Origin of the sequence: Mycetocola sp. JXN-3 (assembly GCF_014522285.1) — a bacterium.
GTDB classification, from domain to species: domain Bacteria; phylum Actinomycetota; class Actinomycetes; order Actinomycetales; family Microbacteriaceae; genus Mycetocola; species Mycetocola saprophilus.
Map to the genome: position 1 here is coordinate 145226 of NZ_CP041635.1, position 20310 is coordinate 165535.

The following is a 20310-nucleotide window of genomic DNA, read 5'->3' on the forward strand; positions in this document are numbered from 1 at the left end:
GGGAAAGGCGGATCACGGGGCAACCCCGAAGGTGAGGGCCAGGTTTTCCGGGCGCAGGGCGGTGGCGGGGTCGCCGTGGAAGAGGATCCGCTTATTCAGCAGGATCACCTCGTCGCACAGTTCGGGGATTCCGGCGAGGTCGTGGGTGGCCACCAGCAGGCTGCGGCCCTCGTCGCGCAGTTCGCGCAGGACGCCGGTGATCAGGGTTTGCGAGACCGCATCCACTCCGCCGAAGGGCTCATCCAGCAGCAGGATGCGCGCATCCTGGACGATGCCGCGTGCCACAAACGCCCGCTTACGCTGTCCGCCGGAGAGCGCCCCGATGGGACGGTCGGCGAGCTCGGTCAGGCCCACCCGTTCCAGGGCGGCGGCAACCGCCGCGCGATCGGTGGCGCGGGGCCGGCGGGTGAACCCCAGGTGGCCGAAGCGTCCGAGCATCACGACCTCGCGCACGCTGATCGGGAAGTCGCGATCGATCACCTCGGTCTGCGGGACAAACGCCACCAGCCCCGCGGTGCGGGCGGCGGCCGGGTCCTTCCCCAGCAGGCGGATCTCGCCGCGTGCGCCGGGCAGCATGCCGATCAGCGCCGAGAACAGGGTGGATTTGCCCGAGCCGTTCATCCCGACCAGCCCGGTTACGCTGCCCGGAGCGAGGCCCAGGGTGACGCCGGAGAGGGCGATCACCGACCCGTAGGCCACGTGCAGGTCACGCACGTGGATCGCGGCGGCGCTCGCCGAGGATTCCGGGACCGCCGAGGTCTCCGGAGTCTCCGGGGTGCGCTGCTCGCCTGCAAGATCGCCGCTGGCGCTGGCGCTGGCGGGGACGGGGGCGGCCGGGTGCTGCCCCGGGGTGCGGGCGCTCATCGGCTCAGCCCGTCGGCGATGAGGTCGAGGTCATAGCGCAGCAGTTCGAGGTAGCTGCCAACCGGTGGACCATCGGAGAGTGAGTCGACATACAGTGGCCCGGCCAGGGTGGCACCGGTCGCCGCGGCCACCTCGCGCTGGGCCTTATCGCTCACCGTGGACTCGCAGAACACCGTGGGCACTTGGCGTTCGCGCACCTGGGCGATCAGATCTGCCATCTGCTGCGGGGTGCCCTCGTTTTCCTGGTTGACCGCCCACAGGTAGCCCTCCTCTAATCCGGCGTCCCGGGCGAGATAGCTAAAGGCACCCTCGCAGGTGGCCAGGAAGCGCCGGTCCGCGGGGATCGTGGACAGTCGCTCGCTCAGCCCGTCCCGCACCTCGCCAATCCGTGCGGCATAGGCCTCGCCACGACGGGTGAACTCCTCGGCGTGCTCGGGCACCAGATCACCGAGGGCGCGGGCGATGTTGTGCACGTAGACCTGTCCGGCGGCCGGGGACATCCAGGCGTGCGGGTTGGGAGCGCCGGCCTTATCGCCGACGGTGATCAGGATCGGATCGATCCCCTCACTCAGAACCACCCGCGGCACGTTCGGGGTGAACTGGTCAAACCAGCCCTCCAGCGCGAAGCCGTTTTCCAGCAGCAGTGAGGCACCGGCCACATTGCGAATGTCGTGAGGTGTGGGCTCATAGCCGTGGACCTCGGCACCGGGTTTGGTGATTGATTCGACCCGGACGCGGTCTCCACCCACCTCGCGGGCCATATCGGCGATCACCGTGAAGCTGGTGAGAACGAGGGGTTTTTCTCCGGCGGTGGGCGTGGTGTGGCCGCCCTCGTCCAGCAGGGAACAGCCGGTGAGGCCGAGGGCGGTCAGGGCGGTGAGGGCGATCAGGCGCAGGGTTGGTCGGGTCATGGAGAAACCATAGCTTAACTTTTCGGTGCACCGAAAACTTTCCGTGGCCGATGCCGGAATTTGCGTGTGGGGCGGCTACGCTTAGGGGATGACCGAGCCGCAGGATGCCCCGACCCATGAACTCTCCACCGCCGGAGTGGGGCCGTGGGTGGGCGAGTGGCCCGAGGAGGACCACTTCGATCGCGAGCTGCTGCAGTACGGTGACACCCGCAATGTGATCGACCGCTACCGGTTCTGGAAGATGGAGGCGATCGTCGCCGACCTCGACGAGCACCGCCACCCGTTCCACGTGGCCATCGAAAACTGGCAGCACGATATGAACATCGGCTCGATCGTGCGCAGCGCCAACGCATTCGGCGCGGACACCGTGCACATCGTGGGCCGTCGGCGCTGGAATAAGCGTGGGGCGATGGTGACCGATCGCTACCAGCACGTGATCCACCACGAGTCGATCGAGGCCCTGGTCGCCTGGTGTGCCGCCGAAAACCTGCCGATCATCGGCATCGATAACGTGCCCGGATCTGTGATCCTGGAAACCTTCGAGCTGCCTAAGCGTTGTCTGATGCTCTTTGGGCAGGAGGGCCCGGGCCTCTCACCCGAGGCGATTGCCGCCTCCGAATCCGTGGTGGAAATCACCCAGTTCGGTTCCACCCGCTCGATCAACGCCTCGGCCGCCGCCGCGGTGACGATGCACGCGTGGGTCATGCAGCACGTCGCGTTCTAGTGGCGGTGCCTGCGGGCGAGTAACGTTTTAGGCTTCGGCCGCGGCCGCTTTTTCGGCCGCGCGTGTGCCGATGCCCAGGCTGCCCGCGACCCAGGCGAGGATCCAGCCGGCCCCCACGAGAACCACGATATAGCCGGTCTCGATCGGGATAAACGCGGCAATGACGCCGCTGATTGTCGCACCGATTCCGCCGATCATCGTGGGCTTTGCGACCGCGCGATGCGCTGCTTCCCAGGCCGCATCGGATTGCAGGGTCGTCGGGTTGCGCACGCCCATCAGCGTGTTGCGCTTGAGTTTGCCCTGGCCTCCGCGCCACCCCATCCAGGTGATGAAGATTCCTCCGATCGTGATGGGGATCGCGGTCAGCAGTGACGTCAGTGTCTCCATGTATCAAGCCTATGGTCTCAGCGCATAACTTGCGATTTTTGTACCGACGAGTCTAAACTGACTAGTCAGTACAAAAGATGAGAAAGGTCACGATAGTGACGGCACTGCTTCAGGCGAATGACATCGCCCTCAACGCGGCTCGTGGTTCGGTCTACGGCCCCCTCAATTTCACCCTCGACGCACCCTTCGGTGTGGTGACCGGTACCCGCGGCAGCGGCAAGACCTGCTTCCTGCTCACCGCGGCGGGCCGGATGAAGCCCAGTTCGGGCACCCTCACCGTGCGCGGTGCCGAGGGCCTGAGCGCCCTGCGCAACCAGAGCGCCATCGCCGGGTTCGACGGGATCGACACCCTGGAGGAGGCCGTCACCGTCGGTGATGCGGTCACCGAGCGCGCCCGCTGGAACGCCCCCTGGTACGCCCTGGTGCGCCGTTTTGACGACGTCGCCGTGGTGCGGGCGCTGGTTCCCGCGTTTGGGTCCCACCCGATCCCCGCCGCCAAAACCATGATCTGGGACCTCGATGAGGACACCAAGCTGCTGCTGCGCATCGGCCTGGCCCTGATGGACGCCCCCGACGTGCTGATCGTGGACGGCATCGACCACGTGCACGACCTGCGTGCGCAGGCCGCCGTGATCACCCGCCTGGGCGAGATCGCCGCCTCGGGCATCGGCGTCCTGGTTTCCGCCTCCGCCTTTGAACCCGCACTGTATGCCGGAGTGAGCGTCCCGGTCACCGAAATCCCGGTGTCCCAGACCTCCCCGGCCCCCCACGCTCAGACCCTCCTGGAGGAACTCGTATGATGTCGCTCGCGTCCGCGGGGACCGAACTGACCCGCTTTAAAAAGGGCACCCTGCCCAAGATCTCCCTCGTGGTCTTGCTGTTCATTCCGCTGATCTACGGAGCCCTCTACCTCTGGGCCTTCTGGGCACCCACCGACGAGATGAAGAATCTGCCGGTGGCCCTGGTGAATGAGGACAGCGGTGCCACCATGGACGATGGAACCCGGGTCAACGCCGGGGATAAGGTCGTCGATAAGGTACTCGAGGGTGGCGACCTCAAGTGGAGCAAGGTGGACGCCGACACCGCCCGCAAGGGCGTGTCCGATGGTACCTACTACTTCTCGGTCACCATCCCCAAGGACTTCTCGGCCTCGGCCGTCTCGGTTGCCGACGACAAGCCCGAGCAGGCCAAGATCGACGTCGAATTCAACGACGCCAACAACTTCCTCGCCTCGACCCTCGGCCAGAGCGCGATGACGCTCCTGCGCAACGCGGTGACCGAGCAGGTCAGCGAGCAGACCGCCAACACGATGCTGGTGGGCGTGAGCACCCTGGCCGACGGCGTGCGTCAGGCAGCCGACGGCGCGGGTGAACTCTCCGATGGCGCGGGTGCGCTGAACGAGGGTGCGGGTGAACTCGTGGTGGGGCTCAACACCCTGGCCGATGGATCCGGCAAGCTCTCCGATGGTGCCAACACCCTGGCCAGCGGAACCGCCACCCTGGGTGCGGGAACCAAGACCCTCGCCGACGGCGTGAGCAAGGCCGCAACCGGCGCGGGCACCCTCGCCGGCGGTGCCAAGACCCTTTCCGACGGACTCGGACAGCTCGCCGAAAAGACCCCGGCCCTCGGTGCCGGTGCCTCCGAACTGAACACTCAGGCGGCGGCTCTGCCGGGCCAGGCTGCTCAGCTCAACGACGGCGCTCAGGCCCTGGCCGCCGGTGTGGGTACGCTGCACACCGGCGCGGAGCAGACCGCGCAGCTGGCCGGAGCGATCCGTGACGCGATGGCCAACCCGGCCACCCAGAACATGACCGTGGCTCAGTTCAACGAGTTCCTCGCGAGCAAGGGCATCCCGATGGACAAGCTCGCGGGCGCAACCGCCGGAATTTCCGCCGGAACCGCCCAGGATTCCACGCTTGCCGCGGGTGCCACCAAGCTCGCCGGGGGAACCGCCCAGCTGACCCAGAAGGTCCCGGCCCTGCAGCAGGGCATCGGATCCCTCGCCGCCGGTGCCACCGGCGTGAACGAGGCCGTGCAGAAGCTCAATACCGGCGCCGGAACCCTGTCCTCGGGCGCGGGAACCCTCGCGTCGAGCCTGAACCAGGCCGTCCCCGGCGCGAACCAGCTGGCCGACGGAGCCGCCAAGCTCAACACCGGCGCGCACACCCTGGCCTCCTCCTCGACCCAGCTGGCCGACGGCGCGCGGAGCGCCGCGACCGGTGGCGAAACCCTGACCGACGGCACGCAGAAGCTTGCCGAGGGGAGCGATGAGCTGGCGACCAAGCTGGGCGAGGGTGCCGAAAAGGCCCCCGACTACTCGACCGCTCGCATCGACCGCACCGCGCCCGTGGTGGCGAACCCGGTCGGACTGGCCACCACCAACGAGAACAAGGCCGCCAGCTTCGGTGAGGGCTTCGCGCCCTTCTTCATCGCCCTGGCCGCGTTCGTGGGTGCGCTGATCACCTGGCTGATCCTCCGCGCCCTGCCCACCCGCGCCCTCGCCGGTCGTACCTCGGGCCTGCGTGCTGCACTGACCGGATTCATCCCGGCCGCCGCGATTGGCCTCGGCCAGGTGGTCATCATGATGCTGGTGCTCGTCTACGGCATCGGACTGCAGCCGGTCTACTGGGTCGCCACCGCCGCGTTCATGTACCTGACCACCCTGGCGTTCCTCGCCCTGCAGCAGATGTTCATCGTGCTGCTGGGTAGTGCGACCGGCCGCGTGGTGAGCCTCGTCCTGCTGATGCTACAGCTGAGCTCCTCGGGTGGAACCTATCCGGTGGAGACCACCCCCGGCTTCTTCCAGATCCTGCACCCGGTGATGCCCGCGACCTACGTGGTCAACGGTTTGCGCCAGCTGATTACCGGAGGCGTCGACGCCCGCTTCTGGATCGCCCTGGCCTATATGATCGGACTACTGGTGATCAGCTTCGCGATCTCCGCTTATGCTGCCGGTCGCCAGAAGGTATGGACCATGAAGCGGCTCAGCCCGGAACTCGCGATCTAATCGCCGGTCGATGTCCATCCGTGTGAAGGAGTTTGTGATGAGCGCAATCAGCCCGGAGGCACCCCTGGTGCCCAAGGTCTCCAAAACCAAGCGTGCGATCCTCGATGCCGCCTTGGAGCTTTCGGCTCGGGGCGGGATCACCGGGACCACGATGGATGATGTGGCGCTCGAGGCGGGCGTGGCCAAGGGCAGCGTCTACTACAACTTCACCTCCAAGGATCAGCTGTTTGAAGCCCTGATGGACGATGGTCTTGGCCAGTTCCACGCGTTCCTCCTCGGAGTGCGCGGGGACCTGGTTGGGCCCGCGGCCCTGCGCGCCCTGGTCGAGGGCACCCTCGATCGGATCCGCGATAATCAGGCGATGGCCAAGCTGTTGGTGGCCGAGCTGTTTCGCACCGACCGGATGTGGCGGGAGTCGTTGACGATCGTGCGTAATCGCCTGATCGGGGTGTTTGCCGATGTTCTCCAGGGCATCGATGGCGGCACCTCGGTGGCCGCCGAGATTCGCGCGAGTGCGATTTTCGGGGCGGTGCTGGTCGCGGGACTGGAGTGGGTCGTGTTTGATCCCGAACGCTCCCGAGATGAAACCGCCGAGGCAATTCTCAGCGTTTTCTCGCCCGCGTACATCACCGGAGTGTCCGTCGCCGGCTAGCCGCGAGTTCGTTTCGCGCCGCGGGTCCCGAGTCTTCTCGGGGCCCGCGGCGCTGTGTGAGCGGGTTGTGGCGGCGATGCGTCCGGTGAGCACACACAAAAACGGTGTCGACTTTACTTCGCCGGTATTTGTCCCCTAGACTTGCGGCGTAGGAGAAACCTGACAAGCTTTTCCGCGCCCTTTTTTCACCGATTCGGTGAGTCGGGGTTCGGCACTGTAAGGTAGGTTTCACATCCTGTGATCGACAATTCGATTCATAGGGCGGTGGCTCAATTGGTAGAGCAGCGGTCTCCAAAACCGCAGGTTGCAGGTTCGAGTCCTGTCCGCCCTGCGCGTCGGTGTCTTAGAAACACCGACACATGAAAGGTGTGAACACGTGGTCGCAAACGTAATCGACGAACCCAGTGAGGAAATCGTCGCTGCTGCAAAGCAGGCGCGCGCTCAGAAGCGTGGACCGTTTGCCGGGATCATCCTCTTCCTCAAGCAGGTAATTGCGGAGCTGAAGAAGGTTGTAACCCCGACCCGCAAGGAGCTGATCAACTTCACGCTCGTTGTGCTGGTGTTTGTTCTCATCATGATGGGTCTCGTCTACGGCGTAGACATGCTGTTCGCCGCCCTGGTGAACTGGGTCTTCGGCGCACCGTAGGCCCTCGCGATTTCGGATGGATCCGTGCATCGCGCACCCGCCCGTCCGTGAAGCGACAACTTACGTAAGGAATGAGATCAGGTGTCAGAGAATCTGAACGAGAACAGCGTGACCGAGGTTGAGACCCCCGTCGAGACTGTCGAGTCCGCTGAGACCGAGACTGTAACCGACGAGGTTGCAGAGGTTGAGACCGAGGCTGGAGAAGCTGACGCTGAGACCGAAGAGTCCGACGAAGAGGCCGAGGCCCCCGTCGAGCTCGATCCCTACGAGGCTTTCCGTCTGGAGCTGCGCACGCAGCCGGGTAAGTGGTATGTCATTCACTCCTACGCCGGTTTCGAGCGCAAGGTGAAGGCCAACATCGAGCAGCGTAAGGGCACGCTGGATGTGGCCGAGTACATCTACCAGATTGAAGTCCCCATGGAAGACGTGGTGGAAATCAAGAACGGTCAGCGCAAGATGGTCACCCGCGTGCGGATCCCCGGATACGTACTCGTGCGGATGGACCTGAACGAGGACAGCTGGTCGGTTGTTCGCCACACCCCGGGTGTGACCGGCTTCGTGGGCAACGCCCACAATCCGACCCCGCTGCGCTTCGAAGAGGCCTTCAACATGCTCAAGAGCCTGGTTGAGGTGGCCGAGGTTGCCGCCAGCAAGGCCGCGGGTAAGCCGGTTCAGAACCGCACCGTCACCGCTGAGATCGACTTCGAGATCGGCGAGACCATCACCATCAAGGAGGGTTCGTTCGCGGGCCTGCCGGGTTCGATCTCCGAGATCAAGCCGGAGAGCGGCAAGCTCACCGTCCTGGTTTCGCTGTTCGAGCGCGAGACTCCGGTGGAGCTGAGCTTCGACCAGGTCACCAAGCTCTAGTTTTTACTTCTCAAAACCCCGCATCCTTTTGGATGCGGGGTTTTGTGTTTGTGCGGGCAGTGCGGAATTAGGCACATAAATATGTACATATTTATGTACAAGATTGATACGATGGGCGCATGGCTATTCCTCCTGTACTGGCGAGTAAGGACGCGCGCGATGAACTCCCGCGTGCGTTGAAGCGGTTTCGTGAGGAGGGCATCGCGGCGGCACCGCTCATTTTTGGAGCGCACCGTAAGGCCGAAGCCGTGATCATCCCCTTTGAGCTGTATGCCGAGCTCCTGCCGATTATCGAGGACATGGAGATTGCCGCACTCGTGCGCCAGCGTGCGGCCCGGGGCCCGGCGACGCCGCTGAGCGAGGTCGCCGGCAGGCTCGGCCTGGACCCGGGTGACTATCGCTAATGTCTTCGCGTCTGCGTATGGAGGTTCTTCCTGGGTTTCAGGAGGATCTTGATGCGCTGCCGGATTTACGTACGCGCAAAATGACCATCGATCTCATTGTCGCGATTCGCGATGGAACGGTTCGCGGGGTGCCGCTCGATGATCGAGTAGCTACCGGAGATCTCCGGGACTGTTTTAAGCTCTACTTCGATCCCATTGGGAACGTTAAACCGCGCTTTCGTCTGGTGTATCGGTTCGCCTCCGACGGGATCACCGTTGTCGCTGTGCAGGCGGTAGCGGTGGGGCGAAGACAGGGGCTCGACGCGTACCTTCGGGCCGCGCGCAGGCTGGACCGTCTGCCCGAGTAACGGATCAGCCTGTCAGTGCTCAAGCAGACTCGCGATCTGGGGTGAGCTTCGACCAGGTCACCAAGCTCTAGTTTTACTTCTCAACGCCCCGTCACTTTTCGAAGTGGCGGGGCGTTGCTGTTTTCGGAAGGTCCGGGTTCTCGGCGGCGAGTGTTAGCGTGGGCGCACGCACGCACGCAGACGGATGAACCGGGAGGGCTCATGGGCTATGACGTGATTGTGATCAACGGGGGATCAAGCTCGGGGAAATCCACGCTTGTGTGCGCGCTACAGGCCGTCCTGCCCGAACCGTGGTTGAGCGTGAGTATCGATACGTTTGTGGACGCGCTCCCCGCTTCTCTCCGCGAGGGGGACGTCGGGATTGAGTTTGCCGAGGATGGCGGCGTCGACGTGGGGGCGGAGTTCCGCCGGTTGGAGCAGGCCTGGACGCGTGGGGTCGCCGCAATGGCGCGCGCCGGAGCCCGCATCATCCTAGATGATGTGTTTCTTTCAGGGGGCGAGTCGCAGAACCGCCTGCGCGTGCAGCTCGAGGGCCTGCGTGTGTTCTGGGTGGGGGCACGCTGCTCCGCCGATATCGCCGCGAGCCGTGAGGCCACCCGCCCCGATCGAACTCCGGGAATGGCGGCGACACAGGCGGAGCTGGTTCACCGCGGCGTCCGCTATGACCTAAATGTGGACACCGGCGCACTTCTCCCGGCTACTGCCGCCCGACACATCATGGAGCGGATCGTCGCGGCGTAGCGGTCATCCCGCTGAGGCGACGCGCACCGCTACTGAAAATCCGCTGTGAGGAGGGATTTGCTTGTTGAGGGACTTCATCTGTTCCGATGCGCGTGTTAGTCTCGGTGACACATGATCGGTCCGCTCGCCTCACGGCTCGGGCCGATTTTCTTTGGGGATGAAGAACATGGTTGCGTACACAAAGAAGTGGCTCTCGCTTGACGCGCAGGTTGCGCGGTTAGCGGCCAAGGGGTTGCAGTTTGAAGAAGCAAGGGAATGTGCGCAGGTTCTGCGCGCGATTGGCTACTATCGATTTTCCGGCTATCTCTATCCATTTCGGAGATCGGAATGGGATTTTGATGGAGACAGGACGGTGCGCGTAAGGGTCTTGGACGAGGTGCGGGACGGCGTCACCTTGGCTGACGTAGTGGATGTCATTGAGTTTGATCGAGGACTGCGGGCTTTAGTCCTTGACGGGGTAGAACGTATCGAAGTTGCGTTGAGGATGCAGCTTGGATACGTCCTCGGACGATCCTCTGGAACCGCTCATCTCGAGGAGGCAGCCTTTACCGATCAGTTTTGTGACCGAACCGAAATTCGCGATGATGGCCTTCCCGCTGAATCGAAGCACCAACGGTGGCAGCAAAAGGTTTCCCGCCACGCTGCTGCTTCCGGCGAGCCTTTTGTCGCTCATTTCCGGGAGAAGTATGACGATGAATTGCCCATCTGGATTCTTACCGAAGTGATGGAGTTTGGGCACATATCCAGTGTGTATCCGGGCTTGAGGAACGACCTAGCGACGGAGATTGCTCAGCACTTTGGCGTTCCTACCAAAAAGATCATGAATAGCTGGATTGCATCCCTTAACTATGTGCGCAACGTGGCGGCGCATCAGGGAAGGCTGTTTAATAGAAAACTCGTAGTGGCACCCAAACGCCCCTCCTCAGCGGCGGTACCACTGCTTGGTCACCTTCACGATGTGGAGACGGCCAAGCGCACCTTTGGTGTATACAACATGCTCGCGGTGATCGCGTATCTGTTGCGCTCAATCGAGCCTAACGGCGACTGGAACCGGCGAGTTTCGGCGTATATGGGTCGGTTCCCAACGTCGTCCTCTCTCACCATCGAATCGCTTGGTGCGCCAATCAATTGGTCTCAGTTGCAGCTCTGGGAGTAACCGAGTGTCGCGGCCGTGCAGGATGTGGTCTGCTCGGCCCGGGTGCACCGTACTCAAATCTCAGGTGAGACTCGCGATCTGGGGCCTGATCGCGTAGACTTGATCGGGTTTGCGTCTTCTGGCGCTTACCCCACGGTTTTTTACACCACCGCGGCCCACCGGGTCGGCGGGAGAGCAGCGGGCAACCGCCCGTTACTCGATCACTAAAGAAGGAAATAACATGGCACCGAAGAAGAAGGTCACGGGTCTGATCAAGCTGCAGATCCAGGCTGGCGCCGCTAACCCGGCACCGCCGATCGGTCCCGCACTGGGTCAGCACGGCGTGAACATCATGGAGTTCTGCAAGGCTTACAACGCGGCCACCGAGTCGCAGCGCGGAAACGTGATCCCGGTTGAGATCACCGTGTACGAGGACCGCTCGTTCACCTTCATCCTGAAGACCCCGCCGGCAGCGGAGCTCATCAAGAAGGCCGCTGGCGTTGCCAAGGGCTCGGGCACCCCGCACACCGTCAAGGTTGCGAAGATCACGATGGACCAGGTTCGTCAGATCGCCGAGACCAAGAAGGCCGACCTGAACGCCAACGACATCGACGCAGCAGCGAAGATCATCGCTGGTACCGCGCGTTCGATGGGTATCACCGTCGAGTAGTCGTTCGCTTCCGCGAGCAACACCCTCAACTTTTCAATACAGTGGCAGCGCCGGCCAGGCGCAAATGACCACGTTCTCACTAGGAGAAAAAATGGCACAGAAGTCTAAGGCCTACCGGGCCGCGGCAGCGAAGGTTGCTGCCGACACCGTTTACACCCCCGCTGACGCGGTAGCTCTCGCCAAGGAGACCGCTGCTGCAAAGGCAAACTCGACCGTTGAGGTTGCCCTCAAGCTCGGTGTTGACCCCCGCAAGGCAGACCAGATGGTTCGTGGAACCGTCATCCTGCCCCACGGAACCGGTAAGACCGCCCGCGTTATCGTCTTCGCAACCGGTCCGGCCGCCGAGGCCGCACTGGCCGCTGGCGCCGACGAGGTTGGTGGCGACGAGCTGATCGAGAAGGTGGCCGCTGGTTACACCTCGTTCGACTCCGCCGTATCGACCCCCGAGCTCATGGGTAAGGTCGGTCGTCTGGGTAAGGTTCTGGGTCCGCGTGGCCTGATGCCGAACCCGAAGACCGGTACCGTGACCCCGGACACCGCCAAGGCAGTGTCCGAGATCAAGGGTGGAAAGATCGAGTTCCGCGTCGACAAGCACTCCAACGTGCACTTCGTCGTGGGCAAGGCATCGTTCTCGGCCGAGCAGCTGAACGAGAACATCTCGGCCGCTCTGGAAGAGATCGTTCGTCTGAAGCCGTCGAGCTCGAAGGGCCGTTACATCACCAAGGGTGCCGTTTCGACCACCTTCGGTCCCGGCATCCCGCTGGACGTCAACAGCATCTAATTTCGGTTTCACCGAAATTATTACCGGGTCATCCGCTTTCGCGGGTGGCCCGGTTTTGCGTGAGGTTTGGGGTCGATTCCAGCGGATTCAGCGCATCCCCACGCGGGTCGCGTAGAGTTAACCGATGACAGCCTCCCCTTTTACCGGCCTCATCGCATACCCCATCACCCCGCTGGACGCCGCGCAGAACCCCGACCTGATCGCGCTCGAGCAGATTATTTCGGCCCTTCCCGACCACGGCATCGATGCCGTGACGGTGCTCGCGACCTCCGGTTCCGGAGTCAGCTTTGAAGCCCACGAGCATGCGGCGATCATCGCCCAGGCCGTGACCGCCGCCGACGGCCGCATGCCCGTCTATGCCGGGATCACCGCCCACTCGACCCCCGCGGTCATCGCCCGCGCCCAGGCGGCCGAGGAGGCCGGGGCCGCCGGCGTCATCCTCGCCCCCTTCAGCTACCTCCCCATCGGCGACAGCGAGGTGCGCGAACTCGTCGCCCGCGTGTGTGACGTGGTGGATCTCCCGCTGGCCTTCTACAACAAGCCCGCACAGCTCGGCTACGACATCAGCGCCGACACCCTCGACTACCTGGTGACCCACGCCAACCTGCGGGCGATCAAGGAACCCTCGCGCCTGCCCGGCCGCGACCGGGATACGCTGGAAACCCGCCTCGCCGAACTGCGATCCGCCGGCGGACCCGGCTTCTCGATCGGCCTGAGCGGCGACCTCGGCCTGCTGGATGAGCCGCCCATCGTGGACGCCTGGCACACCGGCCTCGCGGCCCTCCTGCCCGCCGAGTACCGCGCGGTCTGGACCCAGAGTCCCGATGCTCCCGCCGCCCGGGTGGCACTGCGCCGCCTCGCCGAAGCCCTCGCTGCCGGGCAGAGCCCACTGGGCGGCCTGCACGCGGCAGCCCGCGCGCAGGGGACCCCGACCGCCGACCCACGCGGCCCGGCGCTGCCGGCCACCGCCGAGGAGACCGCGGCCATCACCGCGTCGCTGTCCTAGCCGCTGGAGGCTCGGTGTCCGACGGACACTCGGCCCCTGCGGGTGCTCGTCCGAGCCTCGGTGCCGCGCTCTAGGGAATCGAGATCGCGATCTTGCCCCGGGTGTGCCCGGCCTCGAGCGCCTCATGTGCCTCGACGATACGCTCGAGCGGGTAGGTGTCGGCGAGCACCACGCGCAGCTGATCCGACTCGATCAGCGCCGTGATTTGCTCGAGCACGCGGGCATCGGGGGACACCTTATAGTGGGTGCCGCGCACGCCCGCGGCCTCCGCCTCGGCGGCGAACTCGGGCCAGCTGCCCGAGGGGACGTTGACGATCACGCCGCCCTCGACGATGACGCCGAGCGAGCGGCTACCGGTGTTCGCGTGCACGTTGCCGATCAGGTCGATCACCGCATCCACCGGGGCGAGGCCGTCCTCGAAGTTCCGCGCGGTGTAGTCGATGACCTCGGCGGCCCCCAGTTCGCGCAGGAAGTCGAGGTTGTGGGCCGACCCGGTGGCGATCACGTGCGCCCCGCGCAGCGCGGCGAGCTGGACCGCAAAGTGCCCCACACCTCCGGCACCCGCGTGGATCAGCACCCGCTGACCCGGCTCGATCTCGGCGGCATCCAGCGCGCCCCAGGCGGTCATCGCCGCCAGCGGCACGGCCGCCGCCTCGGTGAAGGAGAGGTTGTCGGGCTTGGGCGCGATCGAGAGCGAGGGCGCGGCCACGTACTGCGCATAGGACCCACTCACCCGTGGGACCGGCAGCATCCCATAGACCTCGGTGCCGGGCTGCAGCGGGTGGGCCTCATAGGGAGCGCGCACCACCACCCCGGCAAAGTCGGATCCGATCAGCGCCGGATAGCGCACGATCCCCGAGGCGACCCCGCGACCGGCGCGCGTCTTGGTGTCGATCGGGTTGAGCGCCGAGGCGTGCACCCGTACCAGCACCTCATCGGAGAGGGCGAAGGGCACCGAAACCTCGTCGGTGAGGCGCAGGTTTTGTGCGGGACCGGGGGTGTCATACACGGCGGCAAGCATGGTGTGCGGGCGCGGGGAGTCTGCGGAGGTCATGCAACGAGTCTGCCACTTTCTTTCCGCGGGCGACAGTGTATTACCGCAGTCGTTTGGAGCCCTCGCGGCCCAGCAGCCAGAGCAGGTAAACACCGCCCAGGCACGCGGTCACCAGGCCTACCGGCAGCTGGATCGGGGCAAACATGCGCTGCGCCAGCAGGTCCGCGGTGACCAGCAGGAACGCGCCCATGCAGGCGGCGGGGATCAGCGCGATTCCGGCGCCTCCGGTGAGTCGGCGGGCCAGCTGCGGCGCGACCAGCGCCACAAACGCGATCGGCCCGGCCACCGCGGTCACCGCCGCCGTGAGCGCGACCGCGAGGACCACCAGGATCAGCCGCGCCCGCTCGGTACGCACCCCCAGCGCCTGCGCCGCGTCGTCGCCGAGCTCCAGCATGCCCAGGGTGCGACCGCCGGCCAGGGTCAGCGCGAGCACCGGCAGGATCACCAGGATCGCCGGCAGCGCCTGCGCCCAGGTGGTACCGCCCAGCGAGCCCGCGCCCCACACCGCGGCGGCCATCGCGACCTCGATGTCGGCGCGCAGCACGAGCCACTGGTTGATCGCGGCCAGGGCGGCGCTGATGCCGATACCTACCAGGATCAGCCGGTAGCCGTGGGAGCCGCGTCGCCAGGCCAGGAAGTAGATCAGCAGCGCGGTGCCCAGGCCTCCGGCCAGTGCACCGATCGAGGTGGCCACATAGCTGCCGCCCACGAGCATGATCGCCAGCAGTGCGCCCGTGTAGGCACCGGTGCCGAAACCGATCACGTCGGGGCTGCCCAGCGGATTGCGGGTCAGCGATTGGAAGACCCCGCCGCTTACGCCGAGCGCCGCCCCGAACACGATGGCGGCCAGGGCCCGCGGCGCGCGCCAGGAGAGCACGATCGAGCGCTCCAGATCGCTGCCGCCGCCAAAGAGGACCCCGAGCACCCGGTCGGGCCCCAGCGGGTAGTCACCACTGCCGATCATGATGATGCCGACCAGCAGAGCCAGGGCCAGCAGGATCACACACACGATCAGCGTGCGGGTGCGCGAACGGCTGCGCACGCGGTGGGTCACACTCACAGTCCCGCCACCCTCTTTCGACGGGCCAGGTAGACCAGGACGGGCGCGCCGATCAGCGCGCAGGTGACGCCGGCCTCGAGCTCACCCGGCAGGATGACGCGGCCGATCACATCGGCGATCAGCAGGATGATCGGGGCCAGCACCGCCGAGAACACCAGCAGCCAGCGCTGATCGGTGCCGCTGATGCGGCGGGCCAGGTGCGGGGCCATCAGCCCCAGGAAGCCAATTGCACCCACCGCGGCGGTCGCGGAGCCGGCCAGCACGGTGATCGCCAGCAGAATCAGGACGCGCGAGCGTCCCGGGTGATAGCCGAGTCCGCGGGCGGCATCCTCGCCGAGGGCCAGGGCGTTCAGCCCGCGCCCGGTAAATGCGGCCAGCAGCAGGCCGATCCCCACGGTGATCGCGACCGGGGCCAGCAGGTCGCTCCCGCGGTCCGCGAGCGAGCCCACGGTCCAGGCGCGCAGCTGGTCAAAGGCGCTGGGGTTGAGCAGGGCGAGCCCGGTTCCGATCCCCGAGAGGACCGCGCCCAACGCGACCCCCGAGAGCACCAGCCGGGCAGGGTCCAGGCGGCGGGTGCCGCGCATGCCGATCAGCGCGACCAGGGCCGCGGCCGCGGCCGCCCCGCCAAACGCGAACCACACATAGCCGCTATAGGCGGTGATCCCGAAGGTTCCCACGGCCAGCACGATCGCCAGCGATGCCCCGGCATTCACACCCAGGAGTCCGGGCTCGGCCAGCGGATTCCGGGTGAACGCCTGCACCAGGGCCCCGGCAACCCCGAGCGCGGCCCCGGCCAGGATCCCCAGGATCGCCCGCGGGAGGCGCGAGCCGAGGATGATCGCCTGGTCTGGGGATCCATCGGGGGCAAACAGCGCCGCCCAGACGGTGTGCGGCGGGATTGGCTTGGAGCCGATCAGGAGCGAACCCAGCGCGATCAGCGCGAGCAGCGCGAGGGCACCGATCAGCAGGGTAATCTTCCGCCCGGTGTGCTGCCGGGTACGGGTCGGAGTGGATGCCGGAGCGGGGGCAGACGCCACTCGAGGAACCTCCCGTTTGGATGCGGATAAACCAGTGGCCAGTCTAACCCGGGTTTTGCCGTCACACAGTCGGTTTCAAGGTTGGCAAGCCTTACCTGGCCTGTCGGGAAAATCTAGGCTACGTTCGGGGGTGATGTATGAATTACGAAAGAAGCGAGCGCTCCAGGCCGCGGCCGTTGCCCTCCTGATTACACTGACGGCTGGCTGCGCCCAGACCGATGGGGGCGGACTCAAGTCCGGGTCGGGGAACACCGACGTCGCGACCGGTGGCGCCCACTTCAAGACCGCCGACGAGGAGACCGCCAAGCTCGGCAGCACGGCGAAGCCCGGCGTCTTCCCGCGCGAGGTGAAGCACTCCGAGGGGACCACCGAGATCAAGACCAAGCCCAAGCGGGTGGTGGTCCTGGACACCGGCGAGCTCGACGATGTGCTGGCACTCGGGATCACCCCGGTTGGCATCCCCTCCACCGAGGGTGCCAACTCGATCCCCGGATACCTGGCCGATAAGGTCAAAAAGGCCACCTCGATCGGCACCATCCAGCAGCCCAACCTCGAGGCCATCGCCGCGCTCAAGCCCGACCTGATCCTCGGTTCCAAGCTGCGGGCGGACAAGCTGTATCCGCAGCTTGCGCAGATCGCCCCGACCGTGTTCTCGATCCGCCCGGGTTTCCCGTGGAAGGAAAACCTGCGCCTGGTTGCCGCGGCCACCGGTGATGAGGACAAGGCCGTGAGCCTGCTCAACGACTATCAGGCCGAGGCCGATAAGCTGCGCGCCGACATCCCCGGAAACCCCACCATCTCGCTGCTGCGCTTCATGCCTCAGAAGACCCGCCTGTACGGCAACGCCTCGCTGATCGGCGTGATCCTCAAGGACGTGGGCCTCGTCCGGCCCAAGATCCAGGACATCGACGAGCTGGCCACCGAGATCTCCTCGGAGAACCTCGCCCAGGCCGACGGCGACTGGATCTTCTACACCAGCTACGGCACCCCCGAGGCGACCGGTGAGACCGCGGCCCTGGCCGGTCCGATCTGGCCCACCCTCACCGCCGTCAAGGACAAGCACGTGCAGCGGGTGGACGATGACGTCTGGTACCTGGGCCTCGGCCCGATCGGCGCGGGCAAGATCCTGAAGGATCTGCGTTCGTACCTGGTGACCAAGTAGCGATAGTCCATACGGCGGCGGCCCCCACGTTCACACGTGGGGGCCGCAGCCGTTTTCGGCGTGGGTGGCCCGACCGGTCCGCGCCGATGCGGCGTCTCAGTCCCGGGAGCCTCGACGGATCGTCCCTGCCCCGACCCTCAGCGCGAGGCCCAGACCCAGCGTGACCGCAAGCACGAGCGGGAATCCACCCAGGTCCGCGGCGCCGGTGTTGGCGAGGCCGCGGGCGGCCGCCGATCCGGTCTGGTGTGCGCGGGTAGCCGTTTCCACCGATCCGAGCCGCGGCTTCGGGTGCCCGTCGCGAGCGCTCGGTGACGTGCCGGAGACACCGGGATGCGGTTGGACCGATTCGAGGGACGAGACCCTGCCCAGATCGGTGCGGGTCGAGGTCAGCGGCAGGACCCCGTCGCGGGTCGCCACAAACTCGACGCTCAGCACCGCGCCACGCATGTCCGGGGTGATATCCAGGACGGGGTTGTGTGCGCCGGGTATCGGCACACCATCGAGATACCAGGTTGGAATCTGGGTATCCGGGGTGAGGCCCCAACCGTGTGCCAACACCGAGATGCGCTGCTCCACAAGCAGCGCCCCCGACAGCGCGAGGGTGGGCTCCTCAAAACTCGCCTCGGTGATCGGCACGGACTCCAGGGTCCGGGTTACCGGGTTAAAGCCGGGGGCGGTCGCGGTAACCGTGAGCCTGACCCGCGAGCCGATCCAGGCGGGATCCAGGGCCAGGGTTGGGCCCTCGGAGCCCGCGGTCGCGGCGAGGGCGGGCCCCGGGGCCTCCCAGTGATACTGCAGGGCGACATCCGGTGTCGTGGAGGTCGCGGCGGCGGTCAGGGTGGACCAGGCGGATGCAATGCCGGTGAGCTGCACCTCCAGGTTGGTATCCTCGGTGATCGCGACCGGCGTCGAGAGGACCGATTTATCCGCATAGCCCAGCGCGGACCCGGTCACCTCGACCGCCACCTGACGTTCCCGCAGCGCCGGACTCGGTTTGAGGGTGGCCTCGGTGCCCAGCGTCTGGGTGGGGTTGTCCGTCGCAAACCATCGATAGGTGAACGTCGAAGGCTCGACATCGCCCCATCCCGAACTCCGGGCGCTGAGGACCTCTCCCACCTTGGGAACACCCGAGATTTCGGCGGTGGAGTCCCCGAAGTCTGCGGGTGCTACGGGGAAGTCCAGCGAGAGAACACGGGTATCAAATCCGGCCTTGGTCACCCGGGCCAGCCCGCGGACCACCTGGTGAGCATCCGTGCGCTGCGGGGTGTAGGTGGCGCCGTCCGCCGTGTGCCCGGGTTGATCTAGCCGGAACCACTCAAAGGAAATCTGAGACCCGGGTGAGGCTCCCGAAACCGTCAGGGTGAGGGGGTCGCCGACGCGCGGGGTCCCGCTGGAGGTGAGGCCGAGCGACGCTGGCTGGGTGCCGGGCTGCGTGGGGCCGGAGGCGGTGCCGGTCACATTCACCGAGGTGTAGCCCACCCGGGACGCGGTGAAGCGCACGGTGAAGGTCTTGCCCAGATCCGCGACGCTCGGGGTGTAGGTTTCCGTATTCGCCCCGAAAACGTATCCCCCGTTGACGTACCACTGGTACCCGCTGCCGGTCACCGGGGCACCATCGGGATGGACCGCCAGTGCCCGAAGTGTGCCCTCCACCACGGGATCCCCGACGATGGTCCCGGTGACCCCCGCCAGCGACAGCATCGGGATGGCCACGCTCGCGCTGGTGACCCGAGCCGTGGCGCGATTCGAGGCCGACGCCCACACCTGCACTCGAACGCTCTTGCCCGCCTGGTCGACCGTGGGGGTGAAGGTGCGCGAGTACGCCCCGGGGATATCCCGTCCGTCAGTGGTGCTCCAGGTATACCCGAGTGGGATTCCGGGTTCCCAGTCTCGGGTAACCGCGGTCAGGGTGTCGCCCACCGCGGGGGTGCCGGTGATTTCGGCAGTGCCCGCGGTGATCTTCTTCCAGACCACCCGTGTGGTCCGGGTGACGGTGGTAGATCCGGGCCAGGTCGCCACCGCCGTGACCGTAATGCCCGCATCAATCTGTGCCTGGGTGGGGGCGAGGACGGTGCTTCCCCAGGTGCTGGTGTTCGGGCGTGACGCCAGCGGGGTGCTCTCGCCCGAGATCCACGTCCAGGACACCTTGGGGCGCATTTCCTCGGGGAACATCTTCATATCGCGCTCGCCGGGGGCGAGGAATGTGACGGATGCCGACAGCGGTGCACCGGCCACGGGTTCGCTGGAGGAGGGACGGGGGTCGGTGATTTCGAGTGCGTAGGGGGTGGCGACGCTGCGGGTGGTTTCCACGGAGCCCGGTTTCAGGGTGTTGTCGATCATGCTGGCTGTGATCACCGCCCAGACCTGCTTCCCCACGTTGTCGCCGGTGATATTGAACTGGTGCAGGTTACCGCCCTGTGCCTGGGGGACGGGAGTGCCATCGACGTACCACTGATAGTCCAGGTTGATCACCGAGTTATCGACGACCGAGTTCTCGTATTTCCACGGCACCGGATAGGGTGCCAGCAGGGTGGAGTTGAGTTCGGAAATCGCGCGCACCGGGATCGGCGACATCGTGGGCACCAACTGGGGCCGGGTGTCGGCGGCGACGGCCGACACCGGCACCGCGAGCAGCGGTCCGGCAAGCAGGGCTACGAGGAGGCCCAGCACGATCGCGCCCGCTCGAGTACGCGAGCGACCTTCGCGGCGGCCACGGTAATGATGGATGGAGGGTGTGCGCACGCGGATCTCCCTGGGTCTGCTCAGTGGCTGCGATTCAATACCCTACAGTTTGTCACGTTTTACCGAACCGGTGCAAAATGGGTCGAGCGGGGTGTCGCTGTCGGAGGTAATGC

The 20310-nt window shown here is 65.8% G+C and carries 21 protein-coding genes and 1 tRNA gene; 15 read left to right on the forward strand and 7 right to left on the reverse strand.

What is annotated here, in order from left to right:
* Positions 1 to 12: 12 nt before the first annotated feature.
* Both C7C57_RS00780 and C7C57_RS00785 read right to left on the reverse strand, forming a co-directional pair.
* The gene (locus tag C7C57_RS00780) at positions 13 to 864 is read right to left on the reverse strand and encodes a metal ABC transporter ATP-binding protein (protein ID WP_187977232.1); all 852 of its coding nucleotides are present in this window, start codon (positions 862 to 864) and stop codon (positions 13 to 15) included.
* Entirely contained in the window at positions 861 to 1775 is a 915-nt protein-coding gene (locus C7C57_RS00785) for a metal ABC transporter solute-binding protein, Zn/Mn family (RefSeq protein WP_187977233.1), read from the reverse strand. Before C7C57_RS00785 ends, C7C57_RS00780 begins: the two co-directional genes overlap by 4 nt.
* 88 nt (positions 1776 to 1863) lie before the next feature.
* Here C7C57_RS00785 and C7C57_RS00790 point away from each other — a divergent pair, with 88 nt between their 5' ends.
* Complete coding sequence (locus C7C57_RS00790; protein ID WP_187977234.1) at positions 1864 to 2499, forward strand: RNA methyltransferase; 636 nt, start codon at positions 1864 to 1866, stop codon at positions 2497 to 2499.
* A gap of 27 nt (positions 2500 to 2526) precedes the next feature.
* On the opposite strand, the gene C7C57_RS00795 is transcribed toward C7C57_RS00790, so the two are convergent.
* The gene (locus C7C57_RS00795; RefSeq protein ID WP_187977235.1) at positions 2527 to 2886 is read right to left on the reverse strand and encodes an SdpI family protein; all 360 of its coding nucleotides are present in this window, start codon (positions 2884 to 2886) and stop codon (positions 2527 to 2529) included.
* Between the two features lie 95 nt (positions 2887 to 2981).
* On the opposite strand from C7C57_RS00795, the gene C7C57_RS00800 reads away from it, so the two are divergent.
* The 13 genes from C7C57_RS00800 to C7C57_RS00860 all read left to right on the forward strand — a co-directional run bounded on the left by C7C57_RS00800 (position 2982) and on the right by C7C57_RS00860 (position 13142).
* Complete coding sequence (locus tag C7C57_RS00800) at positions 2982 to 3686, forward strand: AAA family ATPase (RefSeq protein WP_121687698.1); 705 nt, start codon at positions 2982 to 2984, stop codon at positions 3684 to 3686.
* Positions 3683 to 5893, forward strand: coding sequence for a YhgE/Pip domain-containing protein (locus C7C57_RS00805; RefSeq protein WP_255505731.1), 2211 nt, complete (start codon positions 3683 to 3685; stop codon positions 5891 to 5893). Before C7C57_RS00800 ends, C7C57_RS00805 begins: the two co-directional genes overlap by 4 nt.
* A gap of 10 nt (positions 5894 to 5903) precedes the next feature.
* On the forward strand, positions 5904 to 6545 hold the full coding sequence (locus C7C57_RS00810; protein WP_187977236.1) for a TetR/AcrR family transcriptional regulator: 642 nt from the start codon (positions 5904 to 5906) through the stop codon (positions 6543 to 6545).
* A 258-nt stretch (positions 6546 to 6803) separates the two neighbouring features.
* A tRNA-Trp gene (locus tag C7C57_RS00815) sits at positions 6804 to 6876 on the forward strand.
* Between the two features lie 45 nt (positions 6877 to 6921).
* The gene (gene secE, locus C7C57_RS00820; RefSeq protein ID WP_030147765.1) at positions 6922 to 7191 is read left to right on the forward strand and encodes a preprotein translocase subunit SecE; all 270 of its coding nucleotides are present in this window, start codon (positions 6922 to 6924) and stop codon (positions 7189 to 7191) included.
* Positions 7192 to 7272: 81 nt separating this feature from the next.
* Positions 7273 to 8058, forward strand: coding sequence for a transcription termination/antitermination protein NusG (gene nusG, locus C7C57_RS00825; RefSeq protein WP_081863977.1), 786 nt, complete (start codon positions 7273 to 7275; stop codon positions 8056 to 8058).
* Positions 8059 to 8177: 119 nt separating this feature from the next.
* A complete protein-coding gene (locus tag C7C57_RS00830; RefSeq protein WP_187977237.1) occupies positions 8178 to 8462 on the forward strand; it encodes a hypothetical protein in 285 nt (94 codons plus the stop codon).
* The gene (locus C7C57_RS00835; RefSeq protein ID WP_255505732.1) at positions 8462 to 8809 is read left to right on the forward strand and encodes a hypothetical protein; all 348 of its coding nucleotides are present in this window, start codon (positions 8462 to 8464) and stop codon (positions 8807 to 8809) included. Before C7C57_RS00830 ends, C7C57_RS00835 begins: the two co-directional genes overlap by 1 nt.
* Before the next feature lie 213 nt (positions 8810 to 9022).
* Positions 9023 to 9550 carry a chloramphenicol phosphotransferase CPT gene (gene cpt, locus C7C57_RS00840; protein WP_187977238.1) on the forward strand — a complete coding sequence of 176 codons (528 nt, stop codon included), beginning with the start codon at positions 9023 to 9025 and terminating at the stop codon, positions 9548 to 9550.
* A gap of 166 nt (positions 9551 to 9716) precedes the next feature.
* Positions 9717 to 10706: an Abi family protein gene (locus C7C57_RS00845; RefSeq protein ID WP_187977239.1), complete on the forward strand. Its 990-nt coding sequence runs from the start codon at positions 9717 to 9719 to the stop codon at positions 10704 to 10706.
* A 220-nt stretch (positions 10707 to 10926) separates the two neighbouring features.
* A complete protein-coding gene (rplK, locus tag C7C57_RS00850) occupies positions 10927 to 11355 on the forward strand; it encodes a 50S ribosomal protein L11 (RefSeq protein WP_030147769.1) in 429 nt (142 codons plus the stop codon).
* A gap of 91 nt (positions 11356 to 11446) precedes the next feature.
* The gene (rplA, locus tag C7C57_RS00855) at positions 11447 to 12136 is read left to right on the forward strand and encodes a 50S ribosomal protein L1 (RefSeq protein WP_030147770.1); all 690 of its coding nucleotides are present in this window, start codon (positions 11447 to 11449) and stop codon (positions 12134 to 12136) included.
* 124 nt (positions 12137 to 12260) lie between these two features.
* On the forward strand, positions 12261 to 13142 hold the full coding sequence (locus C7C57_RS00860; RefSeq protein WP_187977240.1) for a dihydrodipicolinate synthase family protein: 882 nt from the start codon (positions 12261 to 12263) through the stop codon (positions 13140 to 13142).
* Positions 13143 to 13212: 70 nt separating this feature from the next.
* Here the strand turns inward: C7C57_RS00860 and C7C57_RS00865 are convergent, their stop codons facing one another.
* The 3 genes from C7C57_RS00865 to C7C57_RS00875 are packed head-to-tail and all read right to left on the reverse strand — an operon-like array spanning position 13213 to position 16293.
* The gene (locus tag C7C57_RS00865; RefSeq protein ID WP_187977241.1) at positions 13213 to 14196 is read right to left on the reverse strand and encodes an NADP-dependent oxidoreductase; all 984 of its coding nucleotides are present in this window, start codon (positions 14194 to 14196) and stop codon (positions 13213 to 13215) included.
* Between the two features lie 40 nt (positions 14197 to 14236).
* Positions 14237 to 15256, reverse strand: coding sequence for an iron chelate uptake ABC transporter family permease subunit (locus C7C57_RS00870; RefSeq protein WP_255505733.1), 1020 nt, complete (start codon positions 15254 to 15256; stop codon positions 14237 to 14239).
* Positions 15253 to 16293 carry an iron chelate uptake ABC transporter family permease subunit gene (locus C7C57_RS00875; RefSeq protein WP_255505734.1) on the reverse strand — a complete coding sequence of 347 codons (1041 nt, stop codon included), beginning with the start codon at positions 16291 to 16293 and terminating at the stop codon, positions 15253 to 15255. The genes C7C57_RS00870 and C7C57_RS00875 overlap by 4 nt, the downstream gene beginning before the upstream one ends.
* Before the next feature lie 133 nt (positions 16294 to 16426).
* On the opposite strand from C7C57_RS00875, the gene C7C57_RS00880 reads away from it, so the two are divergent.
* Positions 16427 to 17455 (forward strand): ABC transporter substrate-binding protein, encoded by a 1029-nt coding sequence (locus C7C57_RS00880; protein WP_187977242.1) that lies wholly within the window; start codon positions 16427 to 16429, stop codon positions 17453 to 17455.
* 96 nt (positions 17456 to 17551) lie between these two features.
* Here the strand turns inward: C7C57_RS00880 and C7C57_RS00885 are convergent, their stop codons facing one another.
* On the reverse strand, positions 17552 to 20197 hold the full coding sequence (locus C7C57_RS00885) for a hypothetical protein (protein ID WP_187977243.1): 2646 nt from the start codon (positions 20195 to 20197) through the stop codon (positions 17552 to 17554).
* Between the last annotated feature and the right edge of the window lie 113 nt (positions 20198 to 20310).

What these genes read in the sequence shown, in the direction of transcription:
- C7C57_RS00780 (WP_187977232.1), bottom strand. Translation starts at nt 864, where the DNA reads ATGAGCGCCCGCACCCCGGGGCAGCACCCGGCCGCCCCCGTCCCCGCC.
- C7C57_RS00785 (WP_187977233.1), bottom strand. Translation starts at nt 1,775, where the DNA reads ATGACCCGACCAACCCTGCGCCTGATCGCCCTCACCGCCCTGACCGCC.
- C7C57_RS00790 (WP_187977234.1), top strand. Translation starts at nt 1,864, where the DNA reads ATGACCGAGCCGCAGGATGCCCCGACCCATGAACTCTCCACCGCCGGA.
- C7C57_RS00795 (WP_187977235.1), bottom strand. Translation starts at nt 2,886, where the DNA reads ATGGAGACACTGACGTCACTGCTGACCGCGATCCCCATCACGATCGGA.
- C7C57_RS00805 (WP_255505731.1), top strand. Translation starts at nt 3,683, where the DNA reads ATGATGTCGCTCGCGTCCGCGGGGACCGAACTGACCCGCTTTAAAAAG.
- C7C57_RS00810 (WP_187977236.1), top strand. Translation starts at nt 5,904, where the DNA reads ATGTCCATCCGTGTGAAGGAGTTTGTGATGAGCGCAATCAGCCCGGAG.
- C7C57_RS00830 (WP_187977237.1), top strand. Translation starts at nt 8,178, where the DNA reads ATGGCTATTCCTCCTGTACTGGCGAGTAAGGACGCGCGCGATGAACTC.
- C7C57_RS00835 (WP_255505732.1), top strand. Translation starts at nt 8,462, where the DNA reads ATGTCTTCGCGTCTGCGTATGGAGGTTCTTCCTGGGTTTCAGGAGGAT.
- C7C57_RS00845 (WP_187977239.1), top strand. Translation starts at nt 9,717, where the DNA reads ATGGTTGCGTACACAAAGAAGTGGCTCTCGCTTGACGCGCAGGTTGCG.
- rplK (WP_030147769.1), top strand. Translation starts at nt 10,927, where the DNA reads ATGGCACCGAAGAAGAAGGTCACGGGTCTGATCAAGCTGCAGATCCAG.
- rplA (WP_030147770.1), top strand. Translation starts at nt 11,447, where the DNA reads ATGGCACAGAAGTCTAAGGCCTACCGGGCCGCGGCAGCGAAGGTTGCT.
- C7C57_RS00860 (WP_187977240.1), top strand. Translation starts at nt 12,261, where the DNA reads ATGACAGCCTCCCCTTTTACCGGCCTCATCGCATACCCCATCACCCCG.
- C7C57_RS00865 (WP_187977241.1), bottom strand. Translation starts at nt 14,196, where the DNA reads ATGACCTCCGCAGACTCCCCGCGCCCGCACACCATGCTTGCCGCCGTG.
- C7C57_RS00880 (WP_187977242.1), top strand. Translation starts at nt 16,427, where the DNA reads ATGTATGAATTACGAAAGAAGCGAGCGCTCCAGGCCGCGGCCGTTGCC.